The following is a 15536-nucleotide window of genomic DNA, read 5'->3' as shown; positions in this document are numbered from 1 at the left end:
GATCTCAGGCGAGATGTCTCAGTCGAGCCGGGCGGACGTCATGTCGCCCGGCTCGAACTCGCCGTTCCGCTGCTGCGGAATGGCGACCGCGCCCTGCTGGAGCGCCACCGTACGGGCCGGGGCGGGGATGCGGATGCCCTCCGCGCGGTAGCGCTTGTGCAGGCGCTTGATGAACTCGTGCTTGATCCGGTACTGGTCGCTGAACTCGCCGACGCCCAGGATGACGGTGAAACCGATGCGGGAGTCGCCGAAGGTGTGGAACCGGATGATGGGCTCGTGGTCCGGCACGGCGCCCTCGACCTCGGTCATGGTCTCGGCGATGACCTCGTTGGTCACGCGCTCCACGTGCTCCAGGTCGCTGTCGTAGGCCACTCCGACCTGGACCAGGATGGTCAGCTGCTCCTCGGGGCGCATGAAGTTGGTCATGTTCGCCTGTGCGAGCTGACCGTTGGGGAGCACGATGAGGTTGTTGGACAGGTTGCGGATCGTCGTCTGCCGCCAGTTGATGTCCTCGACGTAGCCCTCCTCGCCGCTGCTGAGCTGGATGTAGTCACCGGGCTGGACGGTCTTGGAGGCGAGGATGTGGATGCCCGCGAAGAGGTTGGCGAGCGTGTCCTGAAGCGCCAGCGCGACCGCCAGACCGCCGACGCCCAGGGCCGTGAGCATCGGGGCTATGGAGATGCCCAGTGTCTGGAGCACCACCAGGAAGCCGATCGCGAGGACCAGGATCCGGGTGATGTTGACGAAGATCGTGGCCGATCCGGCGACACCGGAACGGGACTGGGTGACCGTGCGCACCAGGCCGGCCACCACCCGGGCCGCCGACACCGTCGCGACGAAGATGAGCAGCACGGTCAGCACCTGGTTGGTGTGGTGCTGCACCGTCCGGGTCAGCGGCAGCACCGCCGCCGCGCCCGCCGCACCGCCCACGACCGCGGCCCACGGCACCACGGCCCGCAGCGCGTGCACGATGACGTCGTCCCCGCTCCAGCGGGTGCGGTCTGCGTGTCCGCCCAGCCAGCGCAGCAGGATGCGCAGCGCGAAGGCCGCCAGCAGGCCCGACGCCAGGGCGATGCCGGCGAAGACCAGGTCGTCCACCGTGAGCGCCCGGTTCACCGGTCACCTCCGGGGCGGAGAACCGCGGCGAACGCCTTCGTCGACGGCCGGATGTGAAGTCTCGTCACGTAGTCACCTGCTCGTTTTCGGGGGGAAGTCCGATCGCGCCCGACCACCCTGACCCGGGGTCGGCGCAATCGTTCATCCTGCCGCATCCCGCACGGGGCTTCGTACCGGAGACAGGGGTGAGCGGGGGGTGAGTTACTGCACATGACGTGCCGTCGCGTGCGCCGGATCCGCCTCGCGCACATCCGCCTCGCTCACAGGTCCGTGAACGATCCGTTCTGGGGGCGCGGGGAACTGCGCGAACAGCCCCCACCGGCCCGCAGGCGGACGACAGCCGCACGCCACCCGGGTCAGATCACCTTCAGCCGCACCAGTGCCCCCAGCGTCACGGCGCCCGGCAGCAGCGGCAGCCAGACGGTGATGACCCGGAAGGCCAGGACCACGGCCGTGGCCACCGCGGCCGGGCCGCCCGCGGCCACCAGCGCCACGACCAGCGCCGCCTCCACCGAGCCGAGCCCGCCCGGGGTGGGCACCAGTGCGACGGCGACGGTGGCCGCCAGGTAGGCCACCGCCATGTGCGCGGGCGGCACGTCCAGCCCGAGCGACTGCCCCACCAGCACCAGCACGGAGGCCTGCAACGCCGGGAAGGCGAAGGACCCGCCCCACAGGGCCAGGGCCCGGGCCGGGCGGGTGTGCACCGAGCGCGCCTCGCCGAGTGCCGTACGCAGGAAGGAGACCAGGGCCGAGCGCACCCGCCGGACGAGGGCGACCACGGCCGCCGCGACCACGAGCACCACGCCGGCACCGGCCAGCAGCGGGCCGAACGCCGTCTCCGGAATTAGGGTGCTCAGCCTCAGCGCGTCGGGGAACGCGAGGAACAGGGCGCCCAGCAGGGCCACCCGGCCGATGCTCTCCGCCAGCAGGTACAGGGCGAGGGCGGCCGAGGAGCGGGCGAGCGGCAGCCCGCACACCGTCATGAACCGCAGATTGACCGCGCTCGCGCCGAGCCCGGTCGGCAGCAGGTGGTTGGCCGCGCCCGCCGCGAACTGGGTCGCGAGGAGCCGCCGTTTGGGCAGTGGTTCGACGACCGCGCCCTGCCGGGTGCAGGCGGCGGCGACCCAGGTCAGACAGGTCGCGCCGACCGCGGCCAGCAGCCATGGCCACTCGGCGGTGCCCAGGTGCGCGAAGCCCTCGGCCAGCACCGACCGGTGCTGCACCGCGACCACGGTGACGAGCAGGAGCGGGAGCAGGCACAGGATCTGACGCAGGCGGCGGACCGGGACGCGACGGGGGAGTCGTCCCGGGCGGAGTTCGGGGAGTTGTACCGCTGTCACATCCGCAGAGGCTTCCCATGCCGTGCCAACGGCGGGTTGCGGAAGCGGGGACTGGGGCTTACGTGCGGGGAGCGGCTGGGAGGAGATCGTCATCGGGGCCTTCGCGCTGGGGACGGGAAGAGGGGGATCGGGCTGATTGTGCGGGATGTCGGGGGCGATGCGCGAGCGCCTTGACCTCAAGATTGCTTGAGGTTCTACCTTCTGTGCCATGAGCATGGAGACCACAGCGTGGACACAGCTGCACAGCGTCATGAACGCCGAGCAGGAACGCCGCCCCTTCGCCCTGGCGACCCTGCGCCGTATCGGCGCGTTCGCCCGCCCGCACCGGCGCCGCATCGCCCTCTTCGTCCTGCTCGGCGTGGGGACCGCCCTGCTCGCCGTGGCGACCCCCGTCCTGGCCGGGAGCGTGGTGGACGTGATCGTCTCGGCCGGTGACGAGGACAGAGTCGTACGCCTGGCCCTGCTCATCGCGCTGATCGCGGTGGCGGAGGCGGCGCTCGGCATCCTCGGCCGGAGGCTGTCGGCGACGCTCGGCGAGCACCTCATCCTCGATCTGCGGACCGCCGTCTTCGACCATGTGCAGCGGATGCCGGTGGCGTTCTTCACACGCACTCGTACGGGCGCCCTCGTCTCCCGGCTCAACAACGACGTCATCGGCGCCCAGCGCGCCTTCAGCAACACCCTGTCGGGCGTGGTCAGCAACCTCGTCACGCTCGTGCTCACCCTCGTCGTGATGCTGACCCTGTCCTGGCAGATCACCCTGCTGGCGCTGGTGCTGCTGCCGGTGTTCGTGATCCCTGCCCGGCGCATGGGCAGCCGTATGGCCCGGATGCAGCGGGAGGCGGCGACGCTGAACGCGGCGATGGGCACCCGCATGACCGAGCGCTTCTCCGCACCCGGCGCCACCCTGGTCAAGCTCTTCGGAAGGCCCGAGGAGGAGTCGCGGGAGTTCGCCGAACGCGCCCGCCGCGTCGCGGACATCGGTGTCCGGACGGCCACGGCCCAGGCCGCCTTCATCACCGCCCTCACCCTGGTCTCCGCCCTCGCCCTGGCCCTGGTCTACGGCCTCGGCGGCTGGTTCGCCCTGCGCGGCGCCCTGGAACCGGGCGCGGTCGTCTCGCTGGCACTGCTCCTGACCAGGCTGTACGCGCCGCTGACCGCCCTGGCCGGTGCCCGGGTCGAGGTGATGAGCGCACTGGTCAGCTTCGAGCGGGTCTTCGAAGTGCTCGACCTCCGGCCGCTCATCGAGGAGAAGCCGGACCCGCGCGGGGTGCCCGACGGGCCCGTGGCGGTCGAGTTCGAGAAGGTCCGCTTCGGCTACCCCGCGGCCGACAAGGTCTCCCTGGCCTCCCTGGAGGAGGTCGCGACCCTGGACCGACGGGGCGGCGACGAGGTCCTGCACGGCATCTCCTTCCGCGCCGAACCGGGGCAGACCGTGGCGCTCGTCGGGTCCTCCGGCGCGGGCAAGTCGACCGTCGCGCAACTGCTGCCCCGCCTGTACGACGCCGACGAGGGCGCCGTACGCGTCGGCGGCGTCGATGTCCGCGACCTGAGCGCCCGGGCCCTGCGGGAGACCCTCGGCATGGTCACCCAGGACGGGCACCTCTTCCACGACACCGTCCGCGCCAACCTCCTGCTGGCCCGCCCCGCGGCGGCGGAGGAGGAGGTGTGGGACGCCCTGCGCCGGGCCCGCCTCGACGACCTCGTACGGTCCCTGCCCGACGGCCTCGACACCGTGGTCGGCGAACGCGGCTACCGGCTCTCCGGCGGCGAACGCCAGCGCATGACCATCGCCCGGCTGCTGCTGGCCCGCCAACGGATCGTCATCCTCGACGAGGCCACCGCTCACCTCGACAACACCTCCGAGGCCGCCGTGCAGGAGGCACTCACCGAAGCCCTCGAAGGCAGGACGGCGGTCGTGATCGCCCACCGGCTGTCCACGGTCCGGTCGGCGGACCAGATCCTGGTCGTCGAGGCCGGCCGGATCGTGGAACGGGGCACGCACGAGGAACTACTGGCGGCGGGCGCACGGTACGCGGAGCTGTACCGCACGCAGTTCAGCGAGACGGAGCGCACGGTCGTCGACAGCGTGTGAACGGCTCCGGGCGCGCGTCCGTACCTCTTCCGAGTACTCCAGCCTGCCCACCAGGGCAGAACAGCGCGCATCCGGAGAGGCACGTGTCCCAGCAGCAACCGCACGCACCATCCAACCGCCGGACCCCGTCCCGCGCCCACCGGCTGCGCGCCGCCGCGGCGGTGGGCGCCCTGGTCGTGCTCCCCCTGGTCACCGCCTGCGGCGGCGGTGACGACAGGAAGCCGGCCGGCAGCGGCGAGGCGGCGACGCCGGGCGGGTCCGCCGCTCCCGCCGCCGGTGTCGTCGCCCCGGCGAAGGTGGAGGTCATCGCCGGGCTGGCCGGCTGCAAGGCGAAGATCCGCACCGAGGCGGACGAGCTGCGCGAAGGCGTGTGCCACACCAAGAAGGGCGACTTCCTCATCACCACCTTCCCCGAGGAGAAGCTCAAGGAGACCTGGCTGGAGTCGGCCCGTGTGTACGGGGGCAAGTACCTCGTCGGCATGCGCTGGGTGGTCAGCGCCAAGCCGGGCATGTACGAGCACCTCCGCGCCAAACTCGGCGGCACCGTTCAGGAGTTGCAGGGCATCGGCCCCTCCGCGAACCCCTCCTGACGTCACTCCGGGACCAGACGGCGGACGAGGCCGGCGACCTGTGCGTCCTGCCGTGCGAGGAAGGTCTCGAAGGCGCGGCCGGTGGCGAACACGTCGGTCCAGCCGTGCCGGCGGAGTTCGGCCCGCCACCGGCGGGAGCCGTGCAGCTCGGTCAGCGCGTCGACCCAGCGCCGCCGCTCGGTGTCGCTGATGCCGGGCGGGGCCACGATGCCCCGCCAGTTGTCGAAGACCAGGTCGATCCCGGAGGACCTCAGGGTCGGGACACCGGGCAGGACACCGACCGGCCGTTCTCCGGTGACGGCGAGGACCCGCAGCCGGCCGCCGCGTTTCTGGTCCAGGAACTCGCCGAACCCACTGGTGGCGACGTCGACCCTGCCGTCGAGCAGCGCGGGCAGCAGATCGCCGCCGCCGTCGTACGGGACGTACGCCACCTTCCGCGGGTCGATGCCGACCGCCTGTGCCAGCTCCATCGGCAGCAGATGATCGGGGCCGCCGGCGGAGGAGCCGCCGCCCACCCTGAGGCGCCCCGGGTCCTCGCGCCAGGCGGCCACCAGGGCACCGATCGTCCGGTACGGCGAGTCCGCGCGGACCACGACCGCGCCGGCCTCCTCGATCAGCCGGGCGATCGGGGTGGTGTCGGTGACGGCCACCTTCGAGCCCGCCGCGTGTGACGCGCCCACCACCCCGAGCCCCATCTGCAGCGCGAGCTCGCCGTTGCCCTTCTCGTCGACGATGCGCTGCAGACCCACCGTGCCGCCGGCACCCGGCAGGTTGAACACCTGCACGCCCGACGCGATCTGGGTCTCCTCCAGCACCCGGGCCGCGGTACGGGCAGTCGTGTCGTAGCCGCCACCGGGCGTGTTGGGCACCATGAGCCGCAGGTTCGCGGCGTTGCCGCCGCCCGGCCACGCCCCGCATGCGCAGACCACCAGCAGCGCCAGGACGGCGAAGGCGCCGGGTAAGGCGCGTGCCGGGCCCCTCATGACGCCTCCCTTTCGATTTCCACTGGTGGGCGTCATGATTGTCCGACTCGGCACCTGAGCCGCCCCGCTTGTGTCGGCATAGAAGATTGAGTTCGTTGTGGTCGCCACCTTTCGTCGCCATTCGCTCGCGGGCGAGATGCTGGTGCTCCAGCTCGCCATCGTCGTGGTGGTGCTGCTGGCGGTCGCCGCGGTCTCCCTCGCCCAGTCGCAGGCCACCTTCACCCGGGTCGAGGGACGCCGGGTGAGCGCGCTGGCCGAACAACTGGCCGCCAACCCCTTGGTGCGCAGCCAGCTGGTGCGTCCCGCATCGGGGGAGACGCTCGCCCCGCTGGTGCACTCCACGCAGGCGCAGTCCGGGGTGACCTCGGTGACGGTGGCCGACGCCGCCGGCCGGATCGTCAGTTCCACGAACCCCACGGTCGTCGGCGAGCGGCTGCCGCTCGGGCCGGGCACCACCCGGGAGCGGGGCTGGTCGGGGCAGCTGACACTGGACGGCAACCGCCAGCTGGCCGCCCAGGTCCCCGTCCTCGGGGCGAGTGAGGAGAACCTCGGCCGGATCCTCGGGACGGTGATGATCGGCGAGGCCGATCCGACGGTGTGGCAGCGGCTCAGCGGCGCCTCCTCGTACCTGCTGGCCTATCTGGGCATCGCCAGCGGGCTCGGCGTGGCCGGCTCCTGGCTGCTCGCGCGGCGCGTGAAGCGGCAGACCCTCGGGCTGGAACCACGGGAGATCGCCGGGCTCGCCGAGCACCGGGAGGCGATGCTCTACGGGATCGCCGAGGGTGTGATCGCCCTGGACCCGCAGCACCGGCTCACCCTCGTCAACGACATGGGCCGCCGCCTGCTCGATCTGCCCGAGGACTGCGTGGGCCAGAGCCTGGACGGCCTGGGCATCGACGGACGGCTGCGCGACGTGCTGGCCGGAACCACCGCCGGTAAACGGGACGAGGTCGTCGTACGCCGCGGCCGGGTGCTGGTGATGAACCGGATGACCGTCACCAAGGACGGCCGGCTCCTCGGCTCCGTCACCACCCTGCGCGACCGCACCGAACTGGCCCGGCTGGAGCGGGAGATCGGCTCCTTCCGCAGCTCCTCGGAGCTGCTGCGCGCACAGGCGCACGAGTTCGCCAACCAGCTGCACACCATCTCCGGACTGATCCAGATCGGCGAGCAGGACGAAGTCGTGTGCTACATCCGCGCGTTGAACCAGCGCCGCCAGTCCCTGGACGTCACCCTCAGCCGCCGCGTCCGCGACACGGCGGTGGCCGCCCTGCTGATGGCGAAGGCGTCCCTCGCGGCCGAACGGAAGGTCAGCCTGCGGATCTCCGACGACACCGCACTGGAACGGCTGGCCCCGGAGGACGCCGCCGACGTCGCGACCGTGGTGGGCAACCTGGTCGACAACGCCGTCGACGCCGCCGCGCCCGACGGGCAGCGCTGGGTCGAGGTGGCGCTGCGGCAGGACGCCTCCAGCGTGGAGATCGTGGTGCGCGACTCCGGTCCTGGCGTGGCTCCCGAACTGGCCCACGAGGTCTTCTCCCACGGCTTCACCACCAAGGCCGCGCGCGAGGGCGAGCGCGGCATCGGACTGGCCCTGACCAAGCTGGTCTGCGAACGGCACGGGGGCGAGATCTCGGTGTCCAACACCCCCGACGGAGCGGTGTTCACCGCACGCATGACCGTCGGCCGGCTCACCGGCACACTGACGGAAGGAGCGGCCCCATGATCCCCGGGACGCGCGACAAGGCGGGCACGATCGACGTCCTGGTGGTCGACGACGACTTCATGGTGGCCCGCGTCCACCGCACCTTCGTCGAACGCGTCCAGCCGTTCCGTGTCGTCGGCGTGGCCCACACGGGCCGGCAGGCGATCGAGGCCGTGGGCGAACTGCGCCCCGACCTCGTCCTCCTCGACCTGTATCTCCCCGACCTCTTCGGCCTCGACGTCATCCCCCGGCTGCGCACCGCAGGCCACGACTGCGACGTCATGGTCATCAGCGCCGCGCAGGAGGCAGGCACGGTCCGCGGCGCCGTCCGCCGAGGCGTCGTCGACTACCTCCTCAAACCCTTCGACTTCGAGGACCTGCGCCCCCGCCTCGAGCGCTACGCCGCCCAGCGGGGCCGCCTGCTGACGACGGTCGTACGGGGCCAGGCCGACGTGGACCGCGTCCTGGCCGGCGCGATCGTCCCCGCCCCTGCCCTCACTCTGCCCAAGGGCATGAGTGTGGAGACCGCGGAACTGGTCGAGCGGGCCCTGCGCGAGACGGACGGCACCCTGTCCGCGACCGAGTGCGCGGCCCTGACCGGCATCTCCCGCGTGAGCGCCCGCCGCTACCTGGAGTACTTCCACAGCACCGGGAGCGTGGAGGTGAGCTTGCGGTACGGCGCGGCGGGGCGGCCGGAACGCCGCTACGGCCGCCGGCTGTGATCCGGTGCCGCAGCAGAAGGCGCGGCACGGTGGGCGACGGTCCGATTACCATTCGTACAGTCCTGGAGGACGGTGACTCGTAGCGAGGGGGAGCGCGTTGGGGGTTTGCGATCACTTGGTCGTCGTCCTGCCGGGGCTGGGGGGAACGGTCCTCGCCGTCCCCGACCGACGCGGGCGCCCGAGCGGGGAGTCGGTCTGGGGCACTCTCGGGAAGGACCTCGACGTGCTGCGGGACCCGGAGCAGCTGAGTACCGACAGGTACCCGCGGCTCGCCCCCGCGGGACTCGTCCGGGCCACCAGGGCGTTCGGGCTGTGGACCGTGGTTCCCGGCTACGACCGCCTCCTTGCCCGGCTGGGGACGCGAGCCGGAGCCGTCGTCGACGACGGGACCGCGCCGGAACCCGACCTCGACGCCGGCATCGTCGCCGTCGGCTACGACTTCCGCCTCGGAGTCGCCGATGCCGCGCGGACACTGGACGCCCAACTGCTCCCACGGCTGGAGCACCTCTGGCCGGACGAGGAGGCCCGCGAGGCCCGCGTCGTGATCGTCGCCCACTCCATGGGCGGCCTGGTGGCCCGCTATTGGGCCGCAGTACTCGGCGGTGCCCGCTGGTGCCGCGGCGTCATCACCCTCGGCACTCCCCACCGGGGCGCACCGAAGGCCCTCGAGGTGATGGCGCACGGACTGCCCGTCGGACCCTTCCGCATCACACGGCCCGTCGAGGTGGTGCGCGGCTGGCAGGGACTGGCGGACCTGCTGCCGCGCTACCGCGCCGTCGACGACCGAAGCGCCCTCGACGCCGTGCGCCCGTCCAGCGGCGACGGTCCTCCTCGCCCGCCCCGCCTGCTCCGGCCGCACCAACTGCCCTTGCCCTGGCTGCGCGAGCCGGCCCGACGGGCCCACACCATGCACCGGAAGATCGAACAGGGCTGGCAGAACCTCCGTGTCCCGCCGGCGGTCATGCCCCGCATCGGATTCGGCCACGCCACCCTGCGGTCCTGCTCCTGGGACGGCAGTGAGGTGACCGTCACCAAGGACGTCCCCCCGGGCCCCGAGCTCGGCGGCTGGAGTACCGGGCTCGGCGACGGCACCGTCCCCGCGTTCTGCGGCCTGCCCGTGGAGATGGACAACTACCCCCGTACCCATCTGCACGTCCACCGACGTCACGGCCCCATCGCGGAACTGAGGGAGACCGCGGAGCTGCTCGACGCCTTCCGGAGCGATGCGGCTCTCTCCGCGTACCGGGCCCGGCGGGAGAGCCCGGTCGCCCTCGGTTTGGACCTGGACGAACTGCAGCTGCGCGACCGGCCGATCACCGTCGCCGTCACCCCTCTGACCCTCGCCGGAGAACGTGTCGACGCCGCACGGGCCACGGTGTGGGCCGGAGCGGAACCGGTGACGGAGGACGGGCGGCCGCCCTGGGCCCGCATCGATGTCCGGTTGGAGTGGGACGCCGGGCAGCGCGCCTTCCACGGCCGGCTGCCCGGACTGCCGCCCGGCCTGGTGAAGGTGAGCGTCGTCGCCCGGGACCTGACCGACGCGACCGCCGTTCAGACGGTGCAGGTGCTCGATGACACCGGCCTCGAGTGACCGCCGGACCGCGTGGCCGCCCTGGTCGGCCGACGCGGCTCCCGCCGACCTGGCCCGCTACGTCGTGCCCCACGCCGTACGCATGCACGCGCGGATTCCCGGGCCTTCGGATGCTCCGGTCCTGCAGCGGGTGCGGGTCGTCTGGGACCGGCTGCGACAGGCCGGGATCGGCTACGCGCACGAGCCGGTCGACAGCGGGCCGGACGGGCAGTGGATCAGGCCCCCGGCCGAGGTGCTCGTAGCGCCCCGCAACGGCACGTGTCTCGACCTCGCCGTCCTGCTCGCCGGCGCCTTCCGGCACGCGGGGCTGCGGACGGCGGTCGTGGTCCTGGACGCGGCCGAACCGGGGCGGCCCGGGCATGCCCTGGTGGCGGTCGCGCCGGCCGGTACGTGGCCGGCCGGACTGCCCGGCGAGGGCGTATGGTCCGCTCCACCACGGGAGTTGCCGGACGAGGTACAGACCGGGCTGGACGGCCCGCCACGCAGCATGCTGGTCCTGGACCCGAACGGGATCTCCCACCCCGTGGGCGTGGCCGGACCCGGGACGGACACCGACCTCGCCACAGCCGCGGCGACGGGATACGCCCAGCTCACCTCGAACGCTTACCGCTGGCGTGTCGGTGTGCCCGCCGATCCGGACGTGACGCCCTACACCCCCGCGGCGCTGCCCGCGGTGCTGCCGCTGCGGGACCCGTACCGTGAACCGGGCACGGCCGAGTCGGCACTGCGCCTGCTGAGGGCCGAATTCCAGGTCACGCCCTTCCAGAGCCGTGACGAGCTGACCGTGCTGTCTGGGCTGTGCGAGGACACGCTCCGCGGTCCGCACACCACGATCGCCGTCATCACCGGTCGCGGCGGCTCCGGGAAGACCCGGCTCGGTCTGGAGCTGGTCGACCGGACGGCCCGAGCCGGCTGGTACGCGGGCGTCCTGCGGGAGCAGGCCGGGTCGGGCCGCTCGTGGGAGTGGCTGGCCGAGGTCACCGCACCCCTGCTCGTCCTCGTCGACTACGCCGACGCCCGAGCCGGCTCCACGATCGACCTCCTGCGCGTGGTGGCGCGCCGACCCCGCCCGGCGGTCGTCGTGCTCACCGCGAGGGAACGCGAAGGGGAGTGGCTGACCCGGATCACCGACGCGCTGGAGTCCGACGCCCACCCCCACCGGCTGGAGAACATCGAACTGCCGGACGCCCACCCGCGGCCCGAGGATCTCTTCCGGCACACGTGCGCGGCGGTCCGGCAAGGCCCCCACGCAGGCCCGCCCCGCCTGCCGGACCCGGACAGAGGAACCCGGTGGACCAGCCTGGACCTGGTGCTGCTCGGCTGGCTCGCGGCCCGCGGCCAGGACACGCTGCCGGTCACCTCCGCCGCCCTGTACGACGAGGTGCTGCGCCACGAACGCCGGTACTGGAACACCACCTTCGAGCACCGCACCGGCACGCCCCTGCGGTACACCGGCCTCATCGCCGAGGCCGCGGCATGCCTGACCCTCCTCACCCCCGCCCCGCACCGGGCCGCCGAAGCCCTGACCGCCGTGGCCCGGCTCGCCGAAGCCGACGCCCTCCGGCAGCAGATCGCCGAGACCCTCGTCACCTGTATGGACCCCGGGCCGGGGGAGTACGTCGCGATCCGGCCCGATCCGGTGGGAGACCACCATCTGCTGACCACCCTCGAACAACGTCCGGACCTCTTGGAGCGCTGCCTGCGTGTCGGCTCGCTGCTCGACGAGGACGACCTCGGAGAGGGGCTGCGCAGCGCCCTCACCGTGCTGACGCGCGCCGGACGCAACGACGAACCGGCCGCCGCCGCCCACATCGAGGCGTTGCTGCGGTCCGAGCCGGGGCGCTGGCCGCTGGCCGCCACCGTGGCCGCGGCGCTGGGAGGCGCCGCGCGCACCGTGCTCGAGGAACTCGCCGCCGCCTCCGACACCCCTCTCCCTCTGGACGACATCTCCGCGGCCCTTCCGTTCGGGGCCGCCAGCCTGTGGCGGCTGGCCCTGATCGTCGAGGAACGCAGGCTGGAGGACGGCCGGGCCGGCGGCGCGGAGCCGGACGAGCTGGGGGAACTGCTGTTCCTGGCCAGCCGGCGCCGTGACGACGCAGGGGACCGTTCCGGCGCCCTGGAGGCGATCGAGGAGGCCGTTCCCCTCTACAGCGACCTCGCTCTCCTCGATCCCGGACTGCATCTCCCCAACCTCGCGGGCGCGTTCAACGACCTGGCCACCCACCGTGGCGCCACGGGCGATCGGTACAGTGCCGTGGACGCGGCCGAGAGTGCCGTGCGGCTGCAGCGCAGGCTCGTGGCCGAACTCGGGCCGGAACACGAGGAGTCCCTGGCGAGATCGCTGAACACCCTGGCGACCAGCAGGGCCGCGACCGACGACCGGGCCGGCGCGCTGTCCGCAGCCGACGAGGCCGTGCGGATCCACCGGAACCTCGTGCGCACGGCCACCTCGCAGGGCCTGCGCGACGCCTACGTGTCCGATCTGGCGGTGTCCCTCGGCAACCTCTCCCATTGCCGCTCGGCGATGGAGGACCGGGAGGGAGCACGCGCCGCGGGGGAGGAGGCGGTCACCCTGCGGCGCGGGCTGCTGTCCGGGCAGACCGACGACACCGCCGCCGACCTGGCGCACGCCTTGAACAATGTGAGCGGACACCGTTCCGCTGCCGGTGACGACGCCGCCGCTCTGGAGGCGGCCGTTGAGTCCACCGCCCTGTACCGGCACTTGGTGGTCGTCAACCGCGCGGTCTTCACCGAGGAGCTGGCGGCATCACTGAACAACCTGTCGGTGTGCCGCTCCCGCACCGGCGATTCGGAAGCGGCCCTGGACGACGCCGAGGAGGCCACCGCGCTGTACCGCGCCCTGGCCGCGGACGACGCGGACGTGTTCGCCGCCGACCTGGCGATGTCGCTGAACACACTGGGCAACCGGCGTGCCGAGACGGGCGATCGCCAGGGGGCGGTGGCGGCGGCCGGCGAAGCGGTGGACCTGTACCGGGGCCTGTTCGACGAGGACCAGGACGTGTACGTCCTCGACCTCGCCGGGGCGCTCGGCAACCTGTCCGCCGGCCGGGCGGCGGACGGAGACACCGGCGGCGCGTTGGAGGCGGCGGAGGAGGCCGCCCGGCTGTGCCGGCACGCGTCGGACACGAAGGGCGGCGCTTTCGCCGCCGAAACGGCCCGGGCGCTGAACACGCTGTCCCTCCGGCGCTCGGACGCGGGCGATCAGACGGGTGCGCTCGCCGTCGCCCGGGAAGCGGTCGCCATACGGCGGCAGTTGGCATCGGCCGAACCCGGTGCCTTCACCCGTGAGCTGGCGATCTCGCTCAACAACCTGGCCCACCGCCTCTGGCTGGTGGGCGATCGCCCGGGGGCGGCGAAGGCGGGGGAGGAGGCCGTCGCGTCGTACCGCCGCCTGGCAGCGGTCAACAGGGCGGCCGTGCTGCCGGATCTGGCCGCCGCGGTGAACAACCTGTCGGTTCTGGTGGGCGAGGCCGGCGATCGCGAACGTGCCCTGATCCTCGACGAGGAGGCGATCGGGCTCTTCCGCGAGCTGGCCAGGATCAACGGGGACGCCTGGAATCCCGGTCTCGCCGGCGCGCTCAACAACCGGTCCGTGAAGCTGACCGAAGCCGGTGACCACGAGCGGGCGTCAGAAGCCGCCGAGGCGAGCGTCGGCCTCTACCGCGAACTGGCCACGGTGAACCGCGAGGGATTCCTCCCTGACCTCGCCATGGCGGTGAACAACCTGGCCCGGTGCCGCTACGAGTCGGAGAACCTCCCCGAGGCGGTGTCCGCGGCTCAGGAGGCGGTCGGTCTGTACCGGGAGGCCGTGACGGAGAGAGGCGACGCGTTCACCGCCGATCTGGCCAGGGCGTTGAACAACCTGTCCGCTGTCCGGGCGGACACCGAGGACCACCAGGGGGCGCTCGACTCGGCGGAGGAAGCGGTGCGTCTGTATCGCGCGTCGATGGCGGCCCACCCGACGGCCCTCGTGCCGGACCTGTGCAAGGCGCTGAACAACGTCTCCTCCGCCCGACTGGCCCTGCGGGACCGCGGCGGGGCACTGGAAGCGGTCCGGGAGGCGGCGGAACTGCTTCGCGCCCTGGTCCTGGCCGAGCCCGCCTTCGCCTTCGACCTGGCCGTCACGCTGGGCACCCTCGCCTCGGCGCTCTACCTCACACAGGACTTCGAGGGAGCGCTGGCGGCCGGCCAGGAGGGCGTGGAGCTTCTTCGCGACCTCGCGGGCGACGATCCGGCGTCGTTCACTCCGGAACTGGCCGTGGCCACCTGGGACCTGGCGGAGCTGCTCATGATCCGGTCGCCCGCCGAGGCGTCCGCCGTCTGGGAGGCCTCGGCGGATGCCGTTCCCGAGGGCCACGGGCGCGCGGAAGTCCGGGCGGGCGCGGCCGACTGGTACGCGAGCCGGGGCGAGGGGCCCGCGGCGGCCGAGGACTTGGTCCGTGCCGCGGAGCTTGCCCACCGTGAAGACGACCTCGCACCCGCGTATCTGACCCGCCGGGTCCGGCAGCAGATCCGCACTGTCGCGCTGTCGTTCGAAGCTCCACCGTCCGGACTGCCCGAGTGGGCGGTGAGCCCGGTCCCCGACGCCGACCTGGAACTGATCCGCTCCTGGCGGGCCGCCCCGGACTGGCCGGACGCCGAGACAGTGCTGCGCGCCCGGGCCGATGTGGTCACGGGCTCCACCGTCGCCGCCGGCGTGGACATTCACGTCATGCTGCGCCCGGACGACGACAGTCTGCGGCAGCTGCGGGAGCTCGTGTGCGCCGTCGAACGCCAGGGCCTCGAAGCCGTACTCGCCGAACGCCGCGAGCGGCACGCCGTCGAGGAGCTCGTACGCGCCTGGATGGACCAGCCCACCCGGGAGCAGTGGCTCGGATATCTCGAAAGGCACCGCGGGCACCTGTGCGCCGACGCGGCGGCCGAGGTCCTCGCCGCCTCGACCGCCCCTTCCGCGGGAGAACACGCGGCGGTGGCCGCTCTGGCCAGGACGATGTCCATGCAGACGGTGGCCGGACTCGTCACCCACGCGGCGACAGCCGCGGACCATGCCCTTGAGGCGCTGGAGCGGGCGGATCCGGCGCGGCTGAGGCTGCTCACCGACGCCAACCCGGCCGCCCTGGACGAACCAGGCGCCGGCTTCGTGTTGCGGGCGGCTCTGGACCTGGACCAAGGGGATCTCGAGTCGGCCGTACAGGAGATGCGGGCCGGTGCGGCCGTCGCCACGCCGATCCAGCGACGGGCGCGGGCCGTGAACCTGGCCCGTTGGGCGGCGCGCGCGGCACCGGACCACGTGGCCGCGATCAACGCCCTCATCGACGTGCTGGGCGACCCGTCCGACCAGGAGTGAGCTCACACGGGGCCGCCGCGGCGCCC

9 protein-coding genes are annotated in these 15536 nt (G+C 72.8%); 6 read left to right on the top strand and 3 right to left on the bottom strand.

Annotation, left to right across the window (positions count from 1 at the left end; all coding sequences use genetic code 11):
• Positions 1-18 precede the first annotated feature (18 nt).
• On the bottom strand, positions 19-1116 hold the full coding sequence (locus tag OG542_RS04890; protein ID WP_193477279.1) for a mechanosensitive ion channel family protein: 1098 nt from the start codon (positions 1114-1116) through the stop codon (positions 19-21).
• 356 nt (positions 1117-1472) lie between these two features.
• Positions 1473-2456: a lysylphosphatidylglycerol synthase transmembrane domain-containing protein gene (locus tag OG542_RS04885; RefSeq protein WP_408057719.1), complete on the bottom strand. Its 984-nt coding sequence runs from the start codon at positions 2454-2456 to the stop codon at positions 1473-1475.
• A 214-nt stretch (positions 2457-2670) separates the two neighbouring features.
• Between OG542_RS04885 and OG542_RS04880 the strand changes: the two genes are divergently transcribed.
• Both OG542_RS04880 and OG542_RS04875 read left to right on the top strand, forming a co-directional pair.
• Positions 2671-4551 carry an ABC transporter ATP-binding protein gene (locus OG542_RS04880; RefSeq protein ID WP_328417768.1) on the top strand — a complete coding sequence of 627 codons (1881 nt, stop codon included), beginning with the start codon at positions 2671-2673 and terminating at the stop codon, positions 4549-4551.
• Between the two features lie 83 nt (positions 4552-4634).
• A complete protein-coding gene (locus OG542_RS04875; protein WP_328408523.1) occupies positions 4635-5141 on the top strand; it encodes a hypothetical protein in 507 nt (168 codons plus the stop codon).
• Positions 5142-5143: 2 nt separating this feature from the next.
• Here OG542_RS04875 and OG542_RS04870 read toward each other — a convergent pair whose 3' ends face one another.
• Entirely contained in the window at positions 5144-6124 is a 981-nt protein-coding gene (locus tag OG542_RS04870) for a Bug family tripartite tricarboxylate transporter substrate binding protein (RefSeq protein ID WP_328408521.1), read from the bottom strand.
• 97 nt (positions 6125-6221) lie between these two features.
• Between OG542_RS04870 and OG542_RS04865 the strand changes: the two genes are divergently transcribed.
• From OG542_RS04865 to OG542_RS04850, 4 genes are all read left to right on the top strand, one after another.
• Positions 6222-7850 carry a sensor histidine kinase gene (locus OG542_RS04865; protein WP_328408519.1) on the top strand — a complete coding sequence of 543 codons (1629 nt, stop codon included), beginning with the start codon at positions 6222-6224 and terminating at the stop codon, positions 7848-7850.
• Entirely contained in the window at positions 7847-8551 is a 705-nt protein-coding gene (locus OG542_RS04860; RefSeq protein ID WP_311128925.1) for a response regulator, read from the top strand. Before OG542_RS04865 ends, OG542_RS04860 begins: the two co-directional genes overlap by 4 nt.
• Positions 8552-8648: 97 nt before the next feature.
• Positions 8649-10142 carry a lipase/acyltransferase domain-containing protein gene (locus OG542_RS04855; RefSeq protein ID WP_328408516.1) on the top strand — a complete coding sequence of 498 codons (1494 nt, stop codon included), beginning with the start codon at positions 8649-8651 and terminating at the stop codon, positions 10140-10142.
• On the top strand, positions 10123-15510 hold the full coding sequence (locus OG542_RS04850) for a tetratricopeptide repeat protein (RefSeq protein ID WP_328408514.1): 5388 nt from the start codon (positions 10123-10125) through the stop codon (positions 15508-15510). Before OG542_RS04855 ends, OG542_RS04850 begins: the two co-directional genes overlap by 20 nt.
• The last annotated feature ends 26 nt before the right edge of the window (positions 15511-15536 follow it).

The sequence above is a fragment of the Streptomyces violaceus genome (genome assembly GCF_036014075.1).
GTDB classification, from domain to species: Bacteria; Actinomycetota; Actinomycetes; order Streptomycetales; family Streptomycetaceae; genus Streptomyces; species Streptomyces violaceus.
The sequence above is the reverse complement of the archived record's forward strand: the minus strand, read 5'-3'. Positions and strand labels throughout refer to the sequence as shown.